The 20,531-nt window shown below is 60.2% G+C and carries 23 protein-coding genes; 15 read left to right on the top strand and 8 right to left on the bottom strand.

The window, feature by feature from the left end:
- Window positions 1–4: 4 nt before the first annotated feature.
- From B9Z39_RS07350 to B9Z39_RS07335, 4 genes are read right to left on the bottom strand one after another with little or no spacing between them, the layout of a single operon-like run.
- Window positions 5–2,401, bottom strand: a complete 2,397-nt coding sequence (locus B9Z39_RS07350) for a xanthine dehydrogenase family protein molybdopterin-binding subunit (RefSeq protein WP_108301200.1) — start codon at window positions 2,399–2,401, stop codon at window positions 5–7.
- Complete coding sequence (locus B9Z39_RS07345; RefSeq protein WP_100146864.1) at window positions 2,398–2,886, bottom strand: (2Fe-2S)-binding protein; 489 nt, start codon at window positions 2,884–2,886, stop codon at window positions 2,398–2,400. The genes B9Z39_RS07350 and B9Z39_RS07345 overlap by 4 nt, the downstream gene beginning before the upstream one ends.
- Window positions 2,887–2,905: 19 nt before the next feature.
- Window positions 2,906–3,781 carry a xanthine dehydrogenase family protein subunit M gene (locus tag B9Z39_RS07340; protein ID WP_108301199.1) on the bottom strand — a complete coding sequence of 292 codons (876 nt, stop codon included), beginning with the start codon at window positions 3,779–3,781 and terminating at the stop codon, window positions 2,906–2,908.
- Between the two features lie 9 nt (window positions 3,782–3,790).
- Window positions 3,791–4,441 carry a CoxG family protein gene (locus B9Z39_RS07335; protein ID WP_108301198.1) on the bottom strand — a complete coding sequence of 217 codons (651 nt, stop codon included), beginning with the start codon at window positions 4,439–4,441 and terminating at the stop codon, window positions 3,791–3,793.
- A 119-nt stretch (window positions 4,442–4,560) separates the two neighbouring features.
- Here B9Z39_RS07335 and B9Z39_RS07330 point away from each other — a divergent pair, with 119 nt between their 5' ends.
- From B9Z39_RS07330 to B9Z39_RS07290, 9 genes are read left to right on the top strand one after another with little or no spacing between them, the layout of a single operon-like run.
- A complete protein-coding gene (locus B9Z39_RS07330) occupies window positions 4,561–5,358 on the top strand; it encodes a TetR/AcrR family transcriptional regulator (RefSeq protein ID WP_233202618.1) in 798 nt (265 codons plus the stop codon).
- 1 nt (window position 5,359) lies between these two features.
- A complete protein-coding gene (locus B9Z39_RS07325; RefSeq protein WP_108301196.1) occupies window positions 5,360–5,830 on the top strand; it encodes a VOC family protein in 471 nt (156 codons plus the stop codon).
- A 17-nt stretch (window positions 5,831–5,847) separates the two neighbouring features.
- A complete protein-coding gene (locus B9Z39_RS07320; protein WP_108301195.1) occupies window positions 5,848–7,128 on the top strand; it encodes an FAD-dependent monooxygenase in 1,281 nt (426 codons plus the stop codon).
- A gap of 29 nt (window positions 7,129–7,157) precedes the next feature.
- Complete coding sequence (locus tag B9Z39_RS07315) at window positions 7,158–8,408, top strand: ABC transporter substrate-binding protein (RefSeq protein ID WP_108301194.1); 1,251 nt, start codon at window positions 7,158–7,160, stop codon at window positions 8,406–8,408.
- 21 nt (window positions 8,409–8,429) lie between these two features.
- The gene (locus tag B9Z39_RS07310; protein ID WP_233248943.1) at window positions 8,430–9,314 is read left to right on the top strand and encodes a branched-chain amino acid ABC transporter permease; all 885 of its coding nucleotides are present in this window, start codon (window positions 8,430–8,432) and stop codon (window positions 9,312–9,314) included.
- Window positions 9,311–10,294: a branched-chain amino acid ABC transporter permease gene (locus B9Z39_RS07305; RefSeq protein ID WP_108301192.1), complete on the top strand. Its 984-nt coding sequence runs from the start codon at window positions 9,311–9,313 to the stop codon at window positions 10,292–10,294. Before B9Z39_RS07310 ends, B9Z39_RS07305 begins: the two co-directional genes overlap by 4 nt.
- Entirely contained in the window at window positions 10,291–11,037 is a 747-nt protein-coding gene (locus tag B9Z39_RS07300) for an ABC transporter ATP-binding protein (RefSeq protein ID WP_100146855.1), read from the top strand. The genes B9Z39_RS07305 and B9Z39_RS07300 overlap by 4 nt, the downstream gene beginning before the upstream one ends.
- Complete coding sequence (locus B9Z39_RS07295) at window positions 11,037–11,762, top strand: ABC transporter ATP-binding protein (protein ID WP_233248942.1); 726 nt, start codon at window positions 11,037–11,039, stop codon at window positions 11,760–11,762. The genes B9Z39_RS07300 and B9Z39_RS07295 overlap by 1 nt, the downstream gene beginning before the upstream one ends.
- A 46-nt stretch (window positions 11,763–11,808) precedes the next feature.
- Window positions 11,809–12,924, top strand: a complete 1,116-nt coding sequence (locus B9Z39_RS07290; RefSeq protein WP_108301191.1) for a Fic family protein — start codon at window positions 11,809–11,811, stop codon at window positions 12,922–12,924.
- A 27-nt stretch (window positions 12,925–12,951) separates the two neighbouring features.
- Here the strand turns inward: B9Z39_RS07290 and B9Z39_RS07285 are convergent, their stop codons facing one another.
- Genes B9Z39_RS07285 through B9Z39_RS07275 form a run of 3 tightly spaced genes read right to left on the bottom strand, consistent with a single transcriptional unit; the run spans window position 12,952 to window position 15,793 of the window.
- The gene (locus B9Z39_RS07285; RefSeq protein ID WP_108301190.1) at window positions 12,952–13,554 is read right to left on the bottom strand and encodes a DUF1080 domain-containing protein; all 603 of its coding nucleotides are present in this window, start codon (window positions 13,552–13,554) and stop codon (window positions 12,952–12,954) included.
- 33 nt (window positions 13,555–13,587) lie between these two features.
- Window positions 13,588–14,784 (bottom strand): FAD-dependent monooxygenase, encoded by a 1,197-nt coding sequence (locus B9Z39_RS07280; RefSeq protein WP_108301189.1) that lies wholly within the window; start codon window positions 14,782–14,784, stop codon window positions 13,588–13,590.
- A gap of 7 nt (window positions 14,785–14,791) precedes the next feature.
- Window positions 14,792–15,793: a tripartite tricarboxylate transporter substrate binding protein gene (locus B9Z39_RS07275; protein WP_233248941.1), complete on the bottom strand. Its 1,002-nt coding sequence runs from the start codon at window positions 15,791–15,793 to the stop codon at window positions 14,792–14,794.
- 170 nt (window positions 15,794–15,963) lie between these two features.
- Here B9Z39_RS07275 and B9Z39_RS07270 point away from each other — a divergent pair, with 170 nt between their 5' ends.
- The 3 genes from B9Z39_RS07270 to B9Z39_RS07260 are packed head-to-tail and all read left to right on the top strand — an operon-like array spanning window position 15,964 to window position 18,000.
- Window positions 15,964–16,569 carry a nuclear transport factor 2 family protein gene (locus B9Z39_RS07270; protein WP_100146851.1) on the top strand — a complete coding sequence of 202 codons (606 nt, stop codon included), beginning with the start codon at window positions 15,964–15,966 and terminating at the stop codon, window positions 16,567–16,569.
- A 2-nt stretch (window positions 16,570–16,571) separates the two neighbouring features.
- Window positions 16,572–17,555: a tripartite tricarboxylate transporter substrate binding protein gene (locus B9Z39_RS07265; protein ID WP_108301188.1), complete on the top strand. Its 984-nt coding sequence runs from the start codon at window positions 16,572–16,574 to the stop codon at window positions 17,553–17,555.
- 13 nt (window positions 17,556–17,568) lie between these two features.
- Entirely contained in the window at window positions 17,569–18,000 is a 432-nt protein-coding gene (locus B9Z39_RS07260) for an SRPBCC family protein (protein WP_233248940.1), read from the top strand.
- Between the two features lie 5 nt (window positions 18,001–18,005).
- Here the strand turns inward: B9Z39_RS07260 and B9Z39_RS07255 are convergent, their stop codons facing one another.
- Window positions 18,006–18,932 (bottom strand): LysR family transcriptional regulator, encoded by a 927-nt coding sequence (locus tag B9Z39_RS07255; RefSeq protein ID WP_108301186.1) that lies wholly within the window; start codon window positions 18,930–18,932, stop codon window positions 18,006–18,008.
- A gap of 104 nt (window positions 18,933–19,036) precedes the next feature.
- Between B9Z39_RS07255 and B9Z39_RS07250 the strand changes: the two genes are divergently transcribed.
- Genes B9Z39_RS07250 through B9Z39_RS07240 form a run of 3 tightly spaced genes read left to right on the top strand, consistent with a single transcriptional unit; the run spans window position 19,037 to window position 20,529 of the window.
- Window positions 19,037–19,870 carry an intradiol ring-cleavage dioxygenase gene (locus tag B9Z39_RS07250; protein WP_108301185.1) on the top strand — a complete coding sequence of 278 codons (834 nt, stop codon included), beginning with the start codon at window positions 19,037–19,039 and terminating at the stop codon, window positions 19,868–19,870.
- Window positions 19,871–19,896: 26 nt separating this feature from the next.
- Window positions 19,897–20,205, top strand: coding sequence for a YciI family protein (locus tag B9Z39_RS07245; RefSeq protein WP_100146846.1), 309 nt, complete (start codon window positions 19,897–19,899; stop codon window positions 20,203–20,205).
- 12 nt (window positions 20,206–20,217) lie between these two features.
- Complete coding sequence (locus tag B9Z39_RS07240; protein WP_100146845.1) at window positions 20,218–20,529, top strand: Dabb family protein; 312 nt, start codon at window positions 20,218–20,220, stop codon at window positions 20,527–20,529.
- Window positions 20,530–20,531 lie beyond the last annotated feature (2 nt).

The following is a 20,531-nucleotide window of genomic DNA, read 5'->3' as shown; positions in this document are numbered from 1 at the left end:
GGCCTCACACCTTGCCCAGCGCCTTCAACACCTTCTCCGGTGTAAACGGCTGCGACACCACCTGCGCCTTGAACGGGGCCAGTGCATCGTTGATCGCGTTCATCACCGCCGCCGGGGCACCGGCGGTGCCGGCTTCGCCTGCACCTTTGGCACCGAGTTGGCTGCTTTTTGTGGGGGTCTGCACGTGGGCCACATGGATGTCGGGCATCTCAGAGCACATGGGCACCAGGTAGTCGGCCATGTTGGCGTTGAGCATGAGGCCTTGGTCGTCGTAGAGGCACTCTTCCAGCATGGCCCCACCAATGCCTTGCACGATGGCACCGCGAATTTGCTCATCCACCAGGCGCGGGTTGATCACCCGACCGCAGTCTTCCACCGCCCAGTGCTGCAACAGCTTGACAAAGCCGGTGTCGGGGTCGACCTCCACGTACGAAGCTTGCATGCCGTTGGTGAAGATGAACGGGTAGTCGCGCTGCGCGTAGTGGCGCGTCACGCTCAACTCGGGCGTGAAGTCGTTGGGCAGCAAGTCGGAGCGGAAGTAGGCAATGCGGCCCACCTCGGTCAGTGGCGTCAGCACCTCGCGGGTGAGGGCGTCCACCACTTGGCCACGGTGCAATTCGATCTCGCTCACCTCGCGTTTCAAGATCACGGCGGCTACCTTCAAGATGTTGGCGCGCAGCGCTTGACCCGCCAGCAACACGGCTTCGCCGCCAATGCCTGCCCCGCGCGAGGCCCAGGTGCCGCCGCCATAGGGCGTGACCTCGGTGTCGCCCGTGACCACACGCACCTGCGCCATGTCCACGCCCACCGCATCGGCGGCGATTTGGGTGTAGATGGCGTCGTTGCCTTGGCCTTGTTCACCCACGCTCACCATCACCGTCACACCGCCGTTGGGGTCTAGGCGCGCGGTGGCGCCGTCTTGCGAGGCAATGCGGGCACCGCCCACACCATAAAACGCAGCACTGGGGTTGGTCAGCTCAATCAAGGCCGCAATGCCAATGCCACGGTAAATGCCTTGTTCGCGCAGCGCAGCTTGTTCGGCGCGCAGGGCCGAGTAGTTCATGAGGCCCTCCAACTTGTCCAGACACGCTTGGTGCGACAGGCCTTCGAGCTTGATGCCGCTGATGCCCGAACACGGGTAGGCGTCATCGGGGATGACGTTGCGGCGGCGAATCTCCAGCGGATCCATGGCAATGGCGCGTGCCGCCATGTCCACCAGGCCTTCGGTGACGGCGCAGGCAATCGGGTGGCCCACGCCCCGGTATTGGCAGGTGGGGGTTTTGTTTTGGAACACCACATTCAACTTGGCGCGGTAGTGCTGGTGTTTGTAGGGGCCACCCACCAGGTTGACCACCTGGTTGCCCTCGATCGCGCTGGTGCGCGGGAACATCGAGAACGGGCCAATGCCGGTCAGGTCGTCAATTTCAAAGGCCAGAATTTCGCCGTTGTTGCGCACCGCAATGCGGGCGTCAATGCGGTGGTGGCGGGCGTGGATGTCGCTGGTGAATGACTCCATGCGGTCGGCCACAAACTTCACTGGACGGCCCAGCATCATCGACAAAGCCACGGTGGCAAAGTCGTCGGGGTAGGCGTGCACCTTGATGCCAAACGAGCCGCCCACGTCTTTGCAAATCACGCGCACCGACGATTCGGGAATGCTGAATTGACGCGCGTACAGGTCTTGCATCATGTGCGGCGCTTGTTGCGAGTGGTAGACCGTGAGCTGTTGCTCGGCGGTGCGCCAGTCGGCAATTTGGCAGCGCGGCTCCAGCGTGACGCCGGTGTGCCGGCCAAACTCGAAGGTGGTGTTGACCACCTGGTCGGCTTGCGCAAAGGCCTCGTCCACGCCGCCGGTGTCTAAGCTGCGGGTGAAGCACAGGTTGTCGCCCAGCTCGGGGTGAATCACCGGGGTGCTGGGGTCGAGGGCGGTTTCCATGTTGACCACCGCAGGCAGCAGCTCCCATTCGACTTGCAGGTATTGCAGCGCGTCTTCGGCCTGGGCGCGGGTTTCGGCCACGATGGCCACCACCGGTTCGCCTTGCCAGTGCGCGCGTTCCATCGCCAGCGGGTATTGCGGGGCCGATTTCATGTTGGCCAAGTGGCCCAGGGTGGCGACCCAGGGCTTGCAAATTTTGGCCAGCATGGGGCCGTCGGCCACCAGCAGCACGCCGGGCATGCGGCGCGCAAAGTCGCCCTGAATGCGCGTGATGCGGCAATGCGCCACCGGGCTGCGCCAGTACACCACATGGGCCATGCGCGGCAGTTCGATGTCGTCGACGTAACAGCCCTGGCCCTGCACCAAACGGCGTGCGCTGGGGCGCTCGGGGCTGTGGCCGATGTAGCGCGGGTCTTGCGTCAGGTCGTGCAAGGGCGCGTCTTGGGTGTGGACCACGGTGCTCATGCGGCAGCCTCCTGGTGGCGTTGGGCCAGCACGTCGCAGACGGCGTCGACGATGGCGTGGTAGCCGGTGCAGCGGCAGTAGTTGCCACTCATCCACTCGCGCACTTCTTCGCGGGTGGCGTCGGGTTTGTGTTGCACCAGCTCGCGTGCGGCCATCAACATGCCGGGGGTGCAAAAGCCGCACTGCAAGGCGTTGTGTTTGACAAACGCCTGTTGCAACTGGCGCGCGTCGGGCAAGTCGGACAGGCCCTCCACCGTGCGCACTTGTGCGCCGTCGGCTTGCACGGCGAGTGTGAGGCAGCCGCGCACGATGCGGCCTTCGACCTCGACCGTGCAGGCGCCGCACACGCCGTGCTCGCAGCCCAGGTGAGAGCCTTTGAGGCCCAGCTCGTCGCGCAACAAATCGATCAGGTGCAGTCGGGGCGGAATGGCGCAGCTGTGCGACTGGCCGTTGACATGGAGTCGGATGGTGTGAAGGTCTGACATGGGTGAGCCTTTGGGGGTGTCAAGCAGCCACGCTTTGGCGCGTGGCTTGGGCCTGGGTCAGCAGGCGGCGCGCCAACACAGTGGCGAGGTGTTTCTTGGTGGCGCCGGTGTTGGTGAGGTCGGCCAGGGGGTCGAGCTCTTCGCGCAACGAGGCCGAGACCATCTCGAACGTGGTGGTGTCGAGCGGTTTGCCAAGCAGCAGCTGTTCGGTTTTGCGGCTGCGCAAGGGCGTGCTGGCCAAACCCAGCCAACTGAGCTTGGCCGCTTGCACCACGGGGCCTGCAAAGCGCAGGTGCATGGCCAAGCCGGCAATCGCGTAGTCACCATGGCGGCGTGCCAGTTCTTGAAAACCAAACCAGTCGTCGCGTTGTGCCAGTGGCAATTCACAGGCGGTCAACACCTCGTCATCGGCCAATTCGGTGGTGTAGAGACCGGTGAAAAAATCCAATGCCGCGATACGGCGTTCACCGCGTGGGCTCTGGGCCACCACCTGGCCGTCCAGGGCCAGCAAGCAGCAAGGCCACTCGGCGGCGGGGTCGGCGTTGGCGATGGAGCCGCCAAACGTGCCCGCGTTGCGGATGGCGCGGTGGGCAATGTGCGGCACCGCCAGTTTCAGCAGGGGGGCGTGCTGGGCCACTTGGGCTGAGTTTTCAATGTCGGTGTGGGTGGTCAAGGCCCCAATGCGCAACGCGGTGGGCGTGACCTGGATGCCGCGCAAGTGGTTGAGCCCGCTGATGTCAATCAGCAGCGCAGGCTCGGACAAGCGCATATTGAGTGCCGCCAGCAGGCTTTGCCCACCAGCCAGGATGCGCGCCTCGTCACCGTGGCTGGCCAGCAGCGACAGCGCCTGTTCGAGAGAGCGGGCTTTGATGTAATCGAACTCGGGGGATTTCATGTCGGTGCCTCAGCGAAACAAGCTGGCCAGCCAGACGCCAAACCCGGTGGCCGCACAGCCGCAGGCAAACCACAGCAAGCGGGTGCCTTCACTGAGGAGCGGGGCTGCGGCAGATGGGCTGTGCACATGGCTGGCGTGAGAAGCGCTGGTGCTTGCCGAGTGCGCGGCAGCGGCACCTTGCGTGGGCGGTGCACCTGCGGTGGATGAAGGCGGGGTCTGCCCATCCCCCAATTCTTGGCCGAGGCGTTTGAAGAATTGGTCGGCCATTTGTTTGGAGGCAGCGTCGAGCATGCGTGCGCCTATTTGCCCGAGCTTGCCACCCACCGAGGCGGTAGCGGTGTAGTGCACCACGGTGGCGTCGCCGTCGTCGCGCAGTTGTACCGACGACTTGCCGGTGGCCATGCCGGCGGTGCCGCCCGAACCTTCAAAGTTCATCACGCAGGCGCTGCCTGCCACCACATCGCTGAGGGTGATTTTCCCGACGAAGCGGGCCCGCACCGGACCGGCTTTGACCAACAAGCGCACATGGCGTTCGGTGAGCGAGGTGATCTCGACTTCTTCGCAGCCCGGAATGCAAGCCATCAAGGTGCGTGCATCGTTGAGCGCATGCCACACGCGCTCTCGGGGCGCGTTGATGCGAACTTCTCCAGTCAATTCCATGGTGATCCTTGTGAGTTTGTAGGGCCTGTCAATGCCATGCGTGGCCGTGTCTCGTGGGTGCCATGCTTGAGGGTTTGCACCGATGATTGTTATTGACCAAACGTTCAACAATGCTAGCCATGGTTGACGCATTGGTAAATAGGTCTTTGCCTAGGAAAAACCCGAAAGGCAAGCCCGCAGCACCCGCGACAGCGCGCAAGCGCATGTCGGTGCTGGACCGCGAGCGTCACATCGTTGACGGTGCCATCCAGTTTTTTGCGCGTCACGGTTTTGATGCGCAAATGCGCGATTTGGCCAAAAGCATTGGCGTCACGCATGCCTTGCTGTACCACTACTTTCCCACCAAGCAAGCCTTGGTAGACCGTGTGTACCTGGAGGTGTTCGAGGGGCGCTGGAAGCCCGAGTGGGAGCAGTGGCTGGATGACGACAGCTTGTCTACCGAAGACAAGTTCACTTTGTTTTACATCGACTACGCCGAAACCGTGTTGACACACGACTTTGTGCGCATCCTGATCTTTTCTGGCTTGACCGACCAAACCATCACCAACCGCTTCTTTGACTTGCTGCGTGAACGCTTGTTCCCGCGCCTGATCCGTGAAACCCGACGCTACCGCGCGTTCAAGAGCCGCGCCCAGGCGTCGGTGATGGAGCGCGAATTGTTGATGGGCTTGCACGGCAGTATTTTTTACAGTGGTTTGCGTCGCTGGGTCTACAGCCAGACGGTGCACGACGGCAATACGCCTGCGTATGACCGTGTGGTCATACGCAACCAAGTGCGCGCCTATTTGCAAGCCAGCCGCGAGGTGTTGGGTCAGCCCAACACCCCTCGGGTCAAAGCGGCGACACCCCTGTCGACCAACACGCGCTCCAATGCGCACTCCCGTGCGAGCGCACGCAGCAAACCTCAGAGGACTTGACATGGCACTGACCCTGAACCATTACTCGATTCGCACCACCGACATGGCCGCCACCGAGCGCTTTTATGTCGATGTGTTGGGCTTGACCGTGGGGCCGCGCCCACCGTTTCCGTTTCCGGGCTTGTGGCTGTACCGTGGCCCGCACACCGATGTGGCCAATGCGGTGGTGCATGTGATTGGCATCGACATGAACGACCCCGAGGGTTTGAAAAACTACCTGGGTGACCGCGACATCGGCTCCTTGCACGGCAGTGGCGCGGTGGACCATGTGGCGTTTTTCGCCGATGGGCTGGAGCAAATGCTCGACCATTTGGCTCAGATGAAGGTGGTGCCCCGTCAACGCACGGTGCCCGAAATTCATTTGCACCAGTTGTTCTTTGACGACCCGAGCGGTGTGGTGGTCGAACTCAATTACCCCACGCACGAGAAATACGCGCTGGACAAAAAACTCGCTGCCGCGTCGGCAGCCTGAGGCCAAGGCAGACCCACATGGCACGGATACTGATTGTTGGCGGATCGCTCGGTGGCCTGATGGCTGCCAACATGTTGCTCAAAGATGGCCACGATGTACGCGTGCTCGAAAAAGTGCGCGGCTCGATGGACGGGCGGGGTGCTGGCATCGTCACCCATGACGCCTTGACCGAAGGCTTGAAGCGTGCGGGCTTGGACGACTCCGAATCTTTGGGCGTGGCGATCGATGGGCGCATGTCGCTCAACCACGACGGGTCGGTGGGCATTGAAATTGACATGCCCCAGGTGCTCACCTCGTGGAGCCGTCTCTACCACTTGCTGCACCGGCTGGTGCCTGCCGAGCGCTATTTGCAAGGCGTGTCGGTGGAGCGTGTGGAGCAGTTGGCCGACCGTGTGGTGGTGCATGCCCTCGATGGTGAACAGCGCGTCACGTTCGAGGCCGACTTGGTGGTGGCCAGTGACGGCATTCGCTCGGCGGTGCGTCAGCAGTTTGCGCCGCAAATTCAACCGGTGTATGCGGGCTATGTGGCATGGCGCGGCGTGTGCGAAGAATCGGTGTTGTCCAACCTGACCTTGAACACGGTGTTCGACACCTTTGGTTTTTGTTTGCCGGTGGGCGAGCAAATCATTGGCTACCCGGTGGCAGGTCCTGGCAACGACACCCGCCGAGGTCGGCGTGCCTACAACTTCGTCTGGTACCGCCCCGCGCCCGCAGGCCCAGCCCTGGACGCCTTGCTGACCGACGCCGATGGCGTGCACCACCCGGGCGGTATTTCGCCCAACAAGGTGTCGTGGAAAAACGTGTCCGACATGCGCCAAGACGCGCGCCGCATCTTGGCACCGCAGTTTGCCGAGATGATTGAAAAAACCGCGCAGCCGTTTTTGCAACCCATCTACGACTTGGCCTCGACCCAGATTGCGTTTGACCGCGTGGCCCTGATGGGCGACGCCTCGTTTGTGGGCCGTCCACACATTGGCATGGGCGTGACCAAAGCGGCCGAAGATGCGGCTGCCCTGGCCGACGCCATTCGCAGCCACGGCGCGACCGCCGAAGCCTTGCGCGTGTACGAGCAACAACGTTTGCCCCAGTGCCAGATGGCGGTGGACCGCGCACGCTGGCTGGGTGCCTACATGCAATCGCAAGCAGCCGGAAGCGATGCACACACCACCGAGCGCAACGCCCGCGAGGTGGTGGCCGAAACCGCGATTGACTTGGGTCGCTATGGCCATGTCACCGCGTTCAGGCCCACCCCAGCCCCGACACAACAACACGCTGGCGCCAAGCACGCCGAGCATTGATTTCATTTCAACCACAACAGGAGACAAGCATGAGCGACCATTCGAATTCCAAGCTTCCTAACCGCCGTCAGTTGCTGCAACTGGGGGCCGCTGCCTCAGCCGCAGGCAGCGCACCGTTTTTGTTCAACATTGCCAGCGCCCAAACAGCGCCCATCAAAATTGGCTTTTTGGTGCCTTTGACCGGTGCCTATTCCACCGAAGCACAAGACCAAGTGCGCGCGGCGGAACTGGCCATCAAAGACTTCAACGATGCCGGTGGCTTCAATGGCCGTAAAGCCGAGTTGCTGGTGCGTGATGACAAGCTCAACCCCGGTGAAGCGGCCACCCGCACGCTGGAATTGATTGAGAAAGACAAGGTCGACTTCATGGCCGGCTCTTTGTCTGCCGCCACGCAGTTGTCGATGAATGCGGTCACGCGTGAGCGCAAGATGATCTTCAACTCGATCAGCCAGTCGGACGCCATCAACGAGGCCAAAGACTGGAGCCCTTACACCTTCCACGAAGCGCTCAACCCCCACATGACGGCAGGTGCTGTGGCGCGTTACGCTTTCCCTAAATACGGCAAGCGCGTGGTGTATCTGACCGCAGACTACGCCTATGGCCACGAGATGGTGCGCGGCTTTGAGCGTGCCGGTCAATCGCTGGGTGCCACCACACTGGCCGACATCCGTCACCCCATTGGAGCTTCAGACTTCTCGGCTTTCTTGCCACGCATTCAGGCGCTCAACCCCGACATCTTGGTGATGTGCAACTTTGGCCGCGACTTGCTCAACGCCACCAAACAAGCCACCGACTTTGGTTTGAAAGAAAAGACCCGCATCATCACGCCCGTGTTGTTGTTCACCGCACGCCAAGCGGGCGGTTCCGAGGTGTTTGATGGTGTGGTGGGCGGCACTTCGTACTACTGGGGCATTGAAGACAAAGTGCCAGCGGCCAAGGCCTTCAACGACAAGTACCGCAAGGCTTACAACGGGGCTGTGCCGACCGACTACGGCGCATTGGGCTACGCCGGTATCCGCAGCATCTTGCAAGGCGTGTTGGATGCCAAGACCACCGACGCCAACAAGGTCAGCGACGCCATGGGCCGCATGAAATACAACTGGTACAAGGGCGACCAGTACTACCGCAAGTGCGACCACCAGTCGGTGCAGTCGGTCATCATCGTCGAGTCCAAATCCAAGGGCATGAAAGACAAAAACGACGTGTTCAACGTGGTCAGCACCGACGCGGCCAGCGAATCCACGTTGCGCAGCTGCACCGAACTCGGCCACAAGGCTTAAGCCACTCAGGAGACCCGTCCCGTGACAGACATCACCCTTAATTTGTTCATGCTGCAGTTGGTGACGGGCGTGGCCTTGGGCGCTGTGTATGCGCTCTTGGCCATCGGCCTGTCCCTGATTTTTGGCATGTTGACCGTGGTGAATTTTGCCCACGGGGCGTTCTTCATGATGGGCGCTTTTTTAGGCGTTTACTTCTTGAGCCTCACCGGCAGCTTTGTGCTCGGGCTGATGATTGCGCCCCTCGTGGTGGGGGCCATCGGTTTGTTGGCCGAGCGCTTCTTGGTGCGGCCCTTGTACGGGCGCGGCATTGATTACCCCTTGCTGCTGACCTTTGGTCTGTCGTATGTGTTGATCGATGTGGCGCGTGTGCTGTTTGGCATTGAAGGTTTGCCTTCGTCCACGCCTGCGGCTTTGCGTGGCGCGGTCAACTTAGGCTTTGGCCACTTCCCGCTCTACCGTTTGTTTTTGATCGGTGCCACGGCGGTGGTGAGTGTGGGGCTGTGGTTATTCCTAGAGAAAACGCGCTATGGCTTGATCATCCGCGCTGGTTCACGCGACTCAGAGATCGTGCGTGTGCTGGGCGTGGACATTGCCAAGGTGTGGTTCTTGGTGTTTGGTTTGGGCACGGCGATTGCCGGTTTGTCGGGTGTGCTGGCCGCACCCACACGTGCGGTGAATCCTGAGATGGGGATTCCGGTGCTGGCCGAATCGTTTGTGGTCACGGTGGTGGGGGGCATGGGCTCGCTGCCGGGTGCCGTGGTGGCCGGGCTGCTGGTGGGGGTGGTGTTTAGCCTGACCTCGCTGTTTGCGCCGGAGTTTGCTGAGTTGTCGATCTTTGTGTTGATGGCCTTGGTGCTGTTGATTCGCCCACAGGGCTTCTTTGGCAAAGCAGGAGCGTTGGGATGAGTGATGTGTTCAAAGACGGCGTCAACTTTGTGGCGCGTCACCGGGTGGGCGCTGTGTTGGCCTTTTTGCTGGTGTTTCCGCTGCTCATGCCCTACGAGGCCTTGGCAGTGAACATCTTGATCTTTGGTTTGTATGCGGTGGGCTTTAACCTGGTGTTTGGTTACACCGGCATGTTGTCTTTCGGTCATGCGGCTTTTTTAGGGGTTGGGGGCTACCTCACCGGTATTTCGATGGTGTTCTTCAACCTGCACTGGTTGCCAGCCATCGTGGTGGGGGTGTTGGCAGCCTTGTTGGTGGGCTTGGTGATGGGCTACATCGCCATCCGCACGCGCGGCATTTACTTTTCGATGGTGACCTTGGCCTTGGGCCAAATCGTGTACTACACGTTTTACAAGGCCGAGAAGTGGACCGGTGGTGAAAACGGCTTTCGTGGCATCAAGCCCGAAGCCATCGACATCGGCCCGGTGCACCTGGACTTTTTGAACCCCATGTCCAAGTACTACATCTTGCTGTTCTTTGTCGCGCTGGCTTTGTGGCTGGTGTCGCGTGTGCTGGCGTCACCGTTTGGTTCGGTGATCGAGGCGATTCGTGAAAACGACAAGCGCACCGCCGCTTGCGGCTACGACGTGGACCGCGCCAAGCTGCTGGTGTTTGTCATCTCGGCGGGCATTTGTGGTTTGGCGGGCTCTTTGCGTGCCTTGCATCTGTCGGTGGTGCCGGTGGATTCGCTGCATTATTTGCAGTCGGGCCAGGCGGTGATGATGTGTTTGCTGGGCGGCATGGGCACGTTCTTTGGCCCGTTTGTCGGTGCCGGTGTGTTCTTGTATTTGGAGGACGTAGTGACCACGCTCACGCGTTATTGGATGGCGGTGGTGGGTCTCTTGTTCATGGCCTTGGTGTTGTTTTTCCCGCGCGGCATTTGGGGCACTTGGATGCACACCCTGGTCAAGCGCGGTGTTTTGAAGGGAGCGCACGCATGACGGCCCCTGCATTTTTGGACGTGCGCAACGTCAGTCGCCACTTTGGTCACTTCAAGGCCTTGTCGGATGTGTCGGTGTCTTTTGCCCCCAACCAGTTGACGGCCATCATTGGCCCCAACGGTGCTGGCAAGAGCACCTTCTTCAATGTGCTCAGTGGCGCCCTGACGCCGACCACGGGTGAGATCTTCTTTGAGGGTCACAACATCACCGGCCTGGCCCCGCACGAATACGCCCGACGCGGCATTGCCAAGAGCTTTCAAATCACCAACGTGTTCAAGCAACTCAGCGTGCACGAGAACGTGCGGGTGGCTGCGCAAATGCGCTACAGCCGGTTTGACATCCTCACGCCGCGCCACCAGTTGCGCGAAGCGATTGACGAAGCCGATGCCTTGCTCGAACGCGTGGGCTTGATTCAGCTGCGTGACAAAACCGTGGCCGACTTGGCCCACGGTCAACAGCGCTCACTGGAAATTGCCATGGCCCTGGCCGCCTCGCCCAAGCTGCTGCTGATGGACGAGCCCACGGCTGGCATGTCGCCACAAGAGACCTCCGCCATGATGGACTTGATAGTTCAACTGGCCGAGGAACGCACCGTCATCTTGGTGGAGCACAAGATGAAATTGGTGATGGGGATTTGCGAGCGTTTGATCGTGCTGCACCACGGCGAATTTTTGGCCCAGGGCACACCAGACGACATTCGCAACAACGACGAAGTGCGTCGTGTTTATTTAGGTCAGGGTTGATGATGACAACACACACACCTTTGTTGGACGTTCGCGGTTTGAACGCGTGGTACGACCGCAGCCATGTGGTGCAAGACGTGTCCTTCCAAGTCCATGCGGGCGAGATCGTTACACTGATGGGACGCAACGGCGCTGGCAAAACCACCACCTTGCGCACCCTCATGGGCTTGGTCACGAAATGCTCGGGTAGTGCGGTGTTTGCAGGCCAAGACTTGCTGACCCAAGCTGCCCATGCACGTTTTCACGCAGGCTTTGCCTATGTGCCCGAAGACCGTCGCATCGTGCCGTCACTCACCGTGCGTGAGAACTTGCAGCTGGGCTTGTTGGCAAGCCGCCGCAAGGTGGACATCGATGCCCGCATCGAGGTGATTGCAGAAACCTTCCCTCGCTTGAAAGAACGTTTGTCGCAAGAGGCCACGTCGATGTCGGGTGGCGAGCAGCAGATGTTGGCCATTGCCCGCGCCATGATGGCCGAGCCGCGGATGATTTTGTTGGACGAACCGTCCGAGGGCATCATGCCGGTGTTGGTGGACGAGATGTTTGAGCTGTTTGCGCGCATGAAGGCGCAAGGCATCACTATTTTGTTGGTGGAGCAAAACGTGGCGCGTGCGCTGTCGGTGTCCGACCGCGCCTACATCTTGGACCAAGGCCTGATCGTGCACGAGGGCAGTGCGCAAGCCTTGTTGGCGGACGAAGCCATTCAAAACCAATATTGCGCGGTGTGAATCTGGCGGTGTTGACCTTGCGGTGAATCGGGCGTCTAATCGCCGCATGAAAAGCGGTGATTACCTGTACGTTTGGCAATCCAAAAATTGGCCCCATTGGCACTACCAAGCCGAGACGCTGATGCCTTTGCTGGCTAAAGTGCACCAAACCCTTGGGCACTTGATGGGGCGTATGCGCGACCAAGGGATGGGCTCACAAGCACAAGCCCATGCCGAAGCCCTGACCGAGGACGTCCTCAAAACAAGCGAGATTGAAGGCGAGCATCTGGACGCCAACACCGTTCGCTCATCCATTGCGCGAAGACTCGGTATCGATGTTGCAGCGCTCAAGCCTGCGGATCGGCATGTGGACGGTGTGGTGGAGATGATCTTGGATGCCACCAGTTTGCACGCCACCCCTCTCACCACCAAGAGATTGATGGCTTGGCATGCAGCCTTGTTTCCAACGGGGCGAAGTGGCATGACGCCCATTCGTGTGGCGGCTTGGCGTGATGATGCGGATGGCCCGATGCAAGTGGTCTCTGGACCCATGCATCGACGCCGCGTGCATTACGAAGCGCCACCCGCACAGGTGTTGCCCGCTGAAGTGGCTGATTTCTTGAGGTGGTTTGAGGCGGTGCAAGAGATGGACCCTTTGGTCAAAGCAGGTCTTGCCCACTTGTGGTTTGTGACCCTCCACCCGTTTGACGATGGCAACGGCCGCATTGCGCGAGCCATTGGCGACATGGCGTTGGCGCGTGCCGACCAAAGCACACAACACTTTTACAGTCTGTCAGCGCAAATTCAAAAAGAGCGCAAGGACTACTACGCCTTGCTCGAAAAAACGCAGAAGGGCAATCTGGATGCAACCGAGTGGCTGTCTTGGTTCTTGGCGTGCTTGCTGCGTGCACTGCAAGAAGCCGATCTGGTCTTGTCGCGTGTCTTGGTGAAAGCCAATTTCTGGCGCCAGTGGTCAGGCACATCGCTCAATTCAAGACAGATCAAAGTGCTCAATCGCATGCTCGACGGATTTGATGGCAAGCTCACCAACCAGAAATGGGCGGCGATTGGCAAATGCTCTTCAGACACCGCGCTGCGAGACATCAATGACTTGCTTCAACGTGGCATGCTTCGTCGCACGGAGTCCGCAGGACGAAGCACCAGCTACGCGTTGAGTCTTTGAATTCAACAGGCCGTGGTGTGCACGGGCTCAGATCGGGCGTGTCAGCACTTTGCGGAATTTCACAATGCCACTGCCGTACTGCAAGGCCAAATTGCCTTTGGCGAGCTTGCTGTCGGTAGCGTCGGCTGTGACCACACCATTGAGTTTGACGGTCAGGCGGTTGCCCTTGGCGGTGATCTCCAGCGTGTTCCACTGACCGCCGGCTTTGGGCATGGGCGAGACCTTGGCCACATCCACAATCGCGCCGGTGCCGTAAGACGGGTCAGGCCGGGTGTCCCAGATGTTGATTTCGTAGCAGGTGTCGGCGCCAATTTTTTTCGGGTCTTGGCAGCGGATGAAGATGCCGCTGTTGGTCTGTGAGTCCACCCAGAACTCGGCATAAATTTCTTGGTCGGCAAAGCTTTGTTTGGTGACCAAGTAGCTCGGGCCCACCTTTTGAATCAGGTCGGCTTGCAGCATGCTGTCCTGAATGCGCCAGTTGGCGTCGCCCACCACGATGTAGCCATTGAGGTTGCTGTCTTTGTCAAACAAAGCGGTCCAGCTCTTGTCGTGCATGCCAAGGTTGGCGCAAGCGGCCAAGCTCAGTGCCGCCGTGGCGATGGCAATACGTTTCCAAGTGAATGTCTGCATAGTTGTCTCCTGCTGTTGTCGTCGTTAAAAAACTCACATCGGGTCAATCGCTACTGTGGCTGCGTTGTATTCAAACAGCCAGGTGTAGCGCGCGTTGATCTTGTCGGTGGTCCATTCGTTGCTCACATATGTCTGAGCACCGGCGGCATCGCGCAGCAGGGGATTGTGAAAGCGTTTGGCATTCTCTGTCGAGCCCACCACGATGTTGGAGGTGCGTTCCAATCGCACGGCCTCGTATCGCGCAAGCGCGGTTTCGGGTTGGTCGGCATAGCGCTCCAGGCAGCGCGCCAACACAATCGCGTCTTCCAAGGCCATCATGGCGCCCTGAGCCAAGAAGGGCAGCGTGGGATGGCACGCATCGCCCAACAGGCTGATGCGACCTTGCTGCCAAGTGGGCAGGGGCGGGCGGCCCATCAAGGCCCATTTGTAGGGGGTCTCGATGTGGGCAATCATTTCTTGCACATCGCTGTGCCAGCCCGCAAAGTCTTGCGCGCATTCAGCTTGGGTGCCGCGTTGGTTCCACGACTCTTCTTGCCAGTCGTCGCGCTCGACAATGCCGACAAAGTTGACCAACTCCCCCCGGCGCACCGGGTAGTGCACCACATGGCGACCAGGGCCTACCCAGTTGATGCCCACGGGGCGTTGCAGGTGGGCCGACAACTGCTCCGCAGGAACCAAGCCGCGCCAGGCCATGCAGCCCGTGAACACCGGCTGGTCGGCGCCAAACAAGCAGCGTCGCACCACCGAGTGCACGCCGTCGGCACCGATCAACACATCGCCCACGGCAGACGCGCCTTGCTCAAAGTGCAGGGTGACGGTCTGGCCCTCTTGCTGAATGTCTTTGACTTTGTGGTTCAGGTGCACGCAGCCTGGACGCAGCTTGTTCAGGGCATCGACCAACACGCGGTGCATGTCGGCGCGGTGCAGCATCAGGTAGGGGTAGCCGTAGCGCGCGATCGACTCGGCGCCCAGGTCAAACAACTGCCAGGTTTGGCCCGTGCTCCACAGGCGTATTTCTTTGCCGGTGGGGTGGCAGGCCACGGCACTGAGTTCGTCGCCAATGCCGAGTTCGTAGAACAAGCGAGAGCCATTGGCGCTCATCTGTACCCCAGCGCCAACTTCGCCCAGTTGGGCGGCCTGCTCAAACACCGCCACGTCAAAGCCTTTTTGGGCCAGGGCCAAAGCGGTCATCAAGCCGCCAATGCCGGCGCCTGCAATCAGTATGCGCATGGTGAATTCACTCGGGTTTGATGTTGCGACGGGTGACGATGGTGCGCCACTTGGTGAGGTCTTGCTCAATCGCTTGCGCTAAAAATTCGGCACTCGAATTGACGGGCTCTAAGCCCCCCGCCACGATTTGTGCGCGTGTGTTGGGCTCTGTCACCACTTTGAGCAAGGCCTTTTCCAGCACAGCGGTCACGGCTGGCGGCGTGTTGGCCGGTGCGACCAAGCCGAACCATGAATAGGCTTCCCACGAGGCTTTGCCCATCAGCTCGCTCATGGTGGGAATGTCGGGCAAACCGGGGTAGCGCTTGGTGCCGGCCACGGCGTAGGTGTTGACCTTGCCGGCCTTGATCTGCGGCGTCATGAATTGCGCGGTTTCGAAAATCAAATCAACTTGGCCACCCAGCAAATCGTTCAAGGCCGGGGCACCGCCACGGTAGGGCACGTGCACCAGAGGCACGCCCGTCATTTCTTGAAACAGTTCACCGGCCAAATGGCCAATTGAGCCCGTGCCTGCGGTGGCATAGGTCAGGCGGTTGGCCTTGGCGTAGGCCAGCAGATCGGGCAGGGTTTTGGCGGGCAAGCCGGCACGCCCAGCCAGCATCATGGGGCCGCGCACCACCATGCCAATCGGTTGGAACGATTTGATAGAGTCATAGTTCAGGTTGGTGTAGAGCGCTGGGGCCACCACCAAGCTGCTGGTCCCGCCCCACAACAAGGTGTAGCCATCCGCTGGGGCGCGCGCCACCCAGGTGGAGCCCACCGTGCCGCCCGCACCCGCGCGGTTGTCAATCACGACGGGTTGTCCCAGTACCTGAGACAGTTCTTTGCCAATCAGACGGGCGTTGGCGTCGGTAGGCCCACCAGCCGGGAAGGGCACAACGATGGTGATGGCTTTGCTGGGAAATGTGTCGGCCTGGGCGCTCACGCTCAGACACACACTGCCTGCCAAAGCCAGCAACATGCGGCGACCAGCGGACACAGGGCGATGCAAGATGAGGTGCATGGGTGTCATGGGGGGTTGTCTCCGAAAAAACAAAGTTGAAACAAGGATACAAAACTGACGCTGTGACCGATTGGACGATGTTTCTTTTGCAGCCAGCGCAAAACTAATTTTCAGCCCAAGCGTTGACGCTGGGCAGGTCTGCTTCTAGAGTCTGCGCCATTCAACTGGAAGGACTGGCTATGACACACGAGATGGAACAACAACTTCGAATTCGCCAACTGGTGGAAAACTGGGCCGTGTGGCGCGACGCCGGTTTGTGGGACCGTTTTCGCACCGTTTGGCACGACGACGGCGTGATGATGGCCACCTGGTTTCAAGGGCCGTTTGAAGAGTTCATCCGCGTCACCATCGAGGGCTGGAACAAGGGCGTGAGCATTCTGCACTTCTTGGGCGGTTCTTCCATTGACGTGCAAGGCACCCGCGCCATTGCGCAAACCAAGATGACCATTTCGCAGCGCGGCCTGATCGAAGGCGTGTTGTGTGACGTGGTGTGTACCGGGCGCTTCTATGACTTTTTTGAAGAGCGCAACGGCCAGTGGGGCTTGGTGCACCGTCAACCCATTTATGAAAAAGACCGCGTGGATCCGGTGGACTCAGCGGCCACCTTGCAGTTAGACCAAGCCGCCTTGGCCAACTTCCCCGAAGGTTACCGTCACCTGGCCTACATCCAAACCCGCATCGGCTACACCGTGAAGATGGACATGCCCATGCTCAAAGGCGAGGGCGTGCAAGACCTGTACCGTCGTGGTGCCAACTGGTTGGCTGGTAAACCGCTGGAGCGTTGAACATGGCCCATCCACGCCGCACCCACCTGAAACTCTTGGGCAGCCTGCTGGCGGGGGCGCTGCCTTTGCGCGTCTTGGCCCAAGACGCTTACCCCAACCGCGCGATCCGCGTCATCGTGCCGCAGCCCCCAGGCGGCGGTTTCGACTTTGTGGCCCGCGTGTTGGCGGACAAACTGGGCCAGGTGTTCAAACCCGGCGTGGTGGTGGAAAACCGCACGGGTTCGGGCACTTTGGTGGGCACCGATTTGGCCGCCAAAGCGCCGGCCGATGGTTACACCTTGTTGATGGGTTCGGTGTCCAACCTGGTGCTCAATGCGGGCTTGTACAAAAACCTGAGCTACGACCCGGTGAAAGACTTTGAGCCGATTGGCTTGGCCGTCTCCTACAGCTACACCTTGGTGGCGCGCAAAGACTTGCCTTTTGGCAACTTGGCCGAATTGGTGGCTTATGCCAAAGCCAACCCCAACAAAGTGAGCTATGCCTCGGCGGGCAATGGTTCAGGCCAGCACATCTTGGCCGCTGCCTTGTGGCATTTGGCCGGCGTGCAGCTCACCCATGTGCCTTACCGTGGGGCACAACCTGCCTACACTGATTTGATCGGTGGGCGTGTGGATGTGTTCTTTGACTTGGCTTCCACCGCACGCACGCATGTGGATTCGGTCAGCCTCAAGGCCTTGGCCGTGTCGAGTGCGACCCGCTTGCCCATGCACCCTTCGGTGCCCACCATCCGTGAAACCGGTGTGGCGCCCTTGGAGCTGGAGTCGTGGTTTGGTTACTTCGCGCCTGCGCGTACGCCTGCGGCCGAGCTCAACCGCTTGCGCACCGAGCTGCGCAAAGTCATCACCTCGCCCGATGTGATGGAACGTTTTGAAAAAGCCGGCGGCAAACCTTTGGCACTGATTGGCGATGACGCCAAGGCCGTGTTGCGGCGCGACTTGGACCGTTGGTTGCCCTTGATCAAGGCGGCAGGGTTTCAGCCGGAGTGATATGGCTCACACCATGCGACTTCACCGAGTTCTTCGCGCGCCACCTGAGCGTGTCTACCGTGCGTTTCTTGACGCAGACGCCTTGGTCAAATGGCTGCCGCCCCATGGGTTCACGGCCAAGATGCATCACATCGAACCCATCGTGGGTGGCACGTTTCGCATGTCGTTCACCAATTTCAGTTCGGGCAACAGCCACAGCTTTGGCGGCGAATATTTGGAGCTGGTGCCGCATCAGCGCATTCGCTACACCGACACGTTCGACGATCCCCATCTGCCAGGCACCCTCACCGTGACGGTGGAGTTCAAGCCTGTGTCGTGCGGCACCGACCTCAGCGTGGTGCAAGAAGGCATTCCGGAGGTCATTCCCTTAGAGTCTTGCTACCTGGGTTGGCAAGAGTCGTTGATGCTCTTGGGGCAACTGGTGGAGGCAGACATTCCGGGTTAGCCACCTCAAAACCCCTGCTGCCCCGTCCACTTGCGCTCGTAGTCGTAGCGCTCAAACTCTTCCACCATGAAGTCGATGAAGCTGCGCACCTTGGCTGACAAGTGCTTGCGGCTGGGGTAGGCCAGGTTGATGTGCAGGCGTGGCAAGTCCCAGTCGTCCAGGATGGGCACCAAGCGCCCGGCCACGATGTCTTCGAACACGATGTAGGTGGGCTGCACCAAGATGCCCGTGCCCTCTAGCGCCGCAGCGCGCAAGATTTGCCCATCGTTGGATTCGAGCAAGCCCGGCGCCGGCACCACCACCGAGGCGTCACCTTGGGTGAAACGCAATTCGTTGGGGTTGTTGGCATGCAGGTACACCAGCAGTTGGTGGGCTGACAAATCGCTGGGGTCTTGGGGTGTGCCCACGCGTGCCAGGTATTTGGGCGAGGCCACCAAAATTCGCCGCGTGGTGGCCAAGCGGCGGATGGTGATGTTGCTGTCGGGCTCCATCTCACGCGTGCGCACCGCCACGTCAATGCCGTTGTCGATCAAATCCAGGTAGCGGTTCGAGGCCTCGATGTGCACCTTCACTTTGGGGTAGCGCTGGGTGTAGTCGCCAATGCGTGGCGCAATGAGTTGCATGGCAAACGACAACGAGGCGCTGATGCGCAGCGTGCCGCTGGGATCGAGCGTGGCCGAGTTGACCTCGGACTCGGCATCGGCCAAGTCGTTGAGGATGGCGCGAGCCCGGTTGAAAAACGCCTGGCCTTCACCCGTCGGGTAGAGGCGTCGGGTGTTGCGCTCCACCAAACGCACCGCCAAGCGCGCTTCGAGGGAAGCGAGGTGACGGCTGGCAGCCGCATTGGACAGGTCCAGGGCCAAGGCCGCTTTGCTCAGGCTGCCGGTTTCGACCACGCGGACAAACAGTTCTAATTCTTTGAGGCGATCCATGTATCTTTCCGCTAGCCGGAACAATGATTTTCTATTTTGGGTCTTTCAATCGCCTGTCGCAAATCTTAAAGTCGCCGACACGTCATCACCCAAGGATTTGAGACATGCGTAATTTGAACCAAGACACCATCACGCAAGCCGTGATTGCGCGCTTTGCCAACACCCCTGACCCGCGCCTGAAAGAAATCATCAACAGCTTGGTGCAACACCTGCATGCGTTTGCGCGTGAGGTGCGCCTGACCGAGAAAGAGTGGGAGCAGGGCATCGACTTCTTGACCCGTGTCGGCCACAAGTGCGACGACAAGCGCCAAGAGTTCATCTTGTTGTCTGACACGCTGGGCCTGTCCATGCTGACGGTGGCCATGAACAACGACAAGCCAGACGGCTGCACCGAAGCCACAGTGGTCGGGCCGTTTCATGTGGAAGATGCGCCGCACTACGAACACGGCGACGATGTGGGCAACGGCGCCGTCGGTCAACCCTGCTCGGTGCGTGGCACCGTGCGTGGCTTGGACGGCAAGGCCATTGCGGGTGCCACGATGGAGGTGTGGCAAGCCGATGCCAATGGCTTGTACGACGTGCAACTGCCCGATTACGCGCACGCGTCTGCACGCGGCATTTTGAAGTCGGGCCCAAATGGCGAGTTTCACTTTCGCTCCATCCTCGCCGAGTCCTACCCCATTCCGCACGACGGCCCGGTGGGCGAGATGCTGATTGCCACCAACCGCCACCCCTGGCGTCCCGCGCACTTGCATTTCATGATCGTGGCCGAGGGCTACGAGACCTTGACCACCCATGTGTTCCGCAACGACGACCAATACCTCGACTCGGACGCCGTGTTTGGTGTGCGCCAGTCCTTGGTGACTGACTGGACACAACAAGCCGATGGCAGCTGGTTGGTGGATTACGACTTTGTGTTGAACCCCGTGGCCGCCTGAGTGCTGGGTGTGTTGCCGGAGCCTTCATGATCTTCACCTTCATCCTGATCGACAAGCCCGACCACGCCGAGTTGCGTGCGCGCATGCGTCCTGAGCACAAAGACTACTTGGCGCAAGTGGCCGAGCACATCGCTTTTGCCGGGCCGCTGACGCATGACGACGGCCAGACCATGCTGGGCAGTTTGCTGGCAATTGACTTTGCCTCGCGTGACGCAGCCCATGCCTGGTTGAGCCAAGAGCCCTTCACCAAAGCCGGTTTGTATGCGCGCACCGAAGTGCACGCCTTCGTCAACCTGTGGCCGCAAAAGGCGGGTTTTCCGCCTGCGGCGCATTGAAAGGCACCCGCTGTGATCAAACACATCGTGATGTGGGACGTGCAGGGCGACACGCCTGCGCAAAAGCAAGCCAACCGCCAGCTGATTCAATCTCAGTTTGAGGCCTTGCGGGGGCATATTCCAGGCCTGTTGCATGTGGAGGTGGGCATTGACCACAGCCATGTCGACTATGCTTGCGATGTGGTGCTCTACACTGAGTTTGATTCGCAAGAGTCATTGGATGCGTATGCATCCCACCCCGCGCATTTACGCGTGAAGCAAACCCTAGGGGCGGTGCGTATTGCCCGCCACCAAGTGGATTTTGTGAGCACATCTGTTGCATAAAT

The sequence above is a fragment of the Limnohabitans sp. JirII-29 genome, from assembly GCF_003063395.1.
Lineage (GTDB): Bacteria > Pseudomonadota > Gammaproteobacteria > Burkholderiales > Burkholderiaceae_C > Limnohabitans.
The sequence above is the reverse complement of the archived record's forward strand: the minus strand, read 5'-3'. Positions and strand labels throughout refer to the sequence as shown.

Bases quoted from the DNA above. Each gene is read 5' to 3' on its own strand.
- B9Z39_RS07350 (WP_108301200.1), bottom strand. From the start codon at position 2,401: ATGAGCACCGTGGTCCACACCCAAGACGCGCCCTTGCACGACCTGACG.
- B9Z39_RS07345 (WP_100146864.1), bottom strand. From the start codon at position 2,886: ATGTCAGACCTTCACACCATCCGACTCCATGTCAACGGCCAGTCGCAC.
- B9Z39_RS07340 (WP_108301199.1), bottom strand. From the start codon at position 3,781: ATGAAATCCCCCGAGTTCGATTACATCAAAGCCCGCTCTCTCGAACAG.
- B9Z39_RS07335 (WP_108301198.1), bottom strand. From the start codon at position 4,441: ATGGAATTGACTGGAGAAGTTCGCATCAACGCGCCCCGAGAGCGCGTG.
- B9Z39_RS07330 (WP_233202618.1), top strand. From the start codon at position 4,561: ATGGTTGACGCATTGGTAAATAGGTCTTTGCCTAGGAAAAACCCGAAA.
- B9Z39_RS07325 (WP_108301196.1), top strand. From the start codon at position 5,360: ATGGCACTGACCCTGAACCATTACTCGATTCGCACCACCGACATGGCC.
- B9Z39_RS07320 (WP_108301195.1), top strand. From the start codon at position 5,848: ATGGCACGGATACTGATTGTTGGCGGATCGCTCGGTGGCCTGATGGCT.
- B9Z39_RS07315 (WP_108301194.1), top strand. From the start codon at position 7,158: ATGAGCGACCATTCGAATTCCAAGCTTCCTAACCGCCGTCAGTTGCTG.
- B9Z39_RS07305 (WP_108301192.1), top strand. From the start codon at position 9,311: ATGAGTGATGTGTTCAAAGACGGCGTCAACTTTGTGGCGCGTCACCGG.
- B9Z39_RS07300 (WP_100146855.1), top strand. From the start codon at position 10,291: ATGACGGCCCCTGCATTTTTGGACGTGCGCAACGTCAGTCGCCACTTT.
- B9Z39_RS07295 (WP_233248942.1), top strand. From the start codon at position 11,037: ATGATGACAACACACACACCTTTGTTGGACGTTCGCGGTTTGAACGCG.
- B9Z39_RS07290 (WP_108301191.1), top strand. From the start codon at position 11,809: ATGAAAAGCGGTGATTACCTGTACGTTTGGCAATCCAAAAATTGGCCC.
- B9Z39_RS07285 (WP_108301190.1), bottom strand. From the start codon at position 13,554: ATGCAGACATTCACTTGGAAACGTATTGCCATCGCCACGGCGGCACTG.
- B9Z39_RS07280 (WP_108301189.1), bottom strand. From the start codon at position 14,784: ATGCGCATACTGATTGCAGGCGCCGGCATTGGCGGCTTGATGACCGCT.
- B9Z39_RS07275 (WP_233248941.1), bottom strand. From the start codon at position 15,793: ATGACACCCATGCACCTCATCTTGCATCGCCCTGTGTCCGCTGGTCGC.
- B9Z39_RS07270 (WP_100146851.1), top strand. From the start codon at position 15,964: ATGACACACGAGATGGAACAACAACTTCGAATTCGCCAACTGGTGGAA.
- B9Z39_RS07265 (WP_108301188.1), top strand. From the start codon at position 16,572: ATGGCCCATCCACGCCGCACCCACCTGAAACTCTTGGGCAGCCTGCTG.
- B9Z39_RS07260 (WP_233248940.1), top strand. From the start codon at position 17,569: ATGCGACTTCACCGAGTTCTTCGCGCGCCACCTGAGCGTGTCTACCGT.
- B9Z39_RS07255 (WP_108301186.1), bottom strand. From the start codon at position 18,932: ATGGATCGCCTCAAAGAATTAGAACTGTTTGTCCGCGTGGTCGAAACC.
- B9Z39_RS07250 (WP_108301185.1), top strand. From the start codon at position 19,037: ATGCGTAATTTGAACCAAGACACCATCACGCAAGCCGTGATTGCGCGC.
- B9Z39_RS07245 (WP_100146846.1), top strand. From the start codon at position 19,897: ATGATCTTCACCTTCATCCTGATCGACAAGCCCGACCACGCCGAGTTG.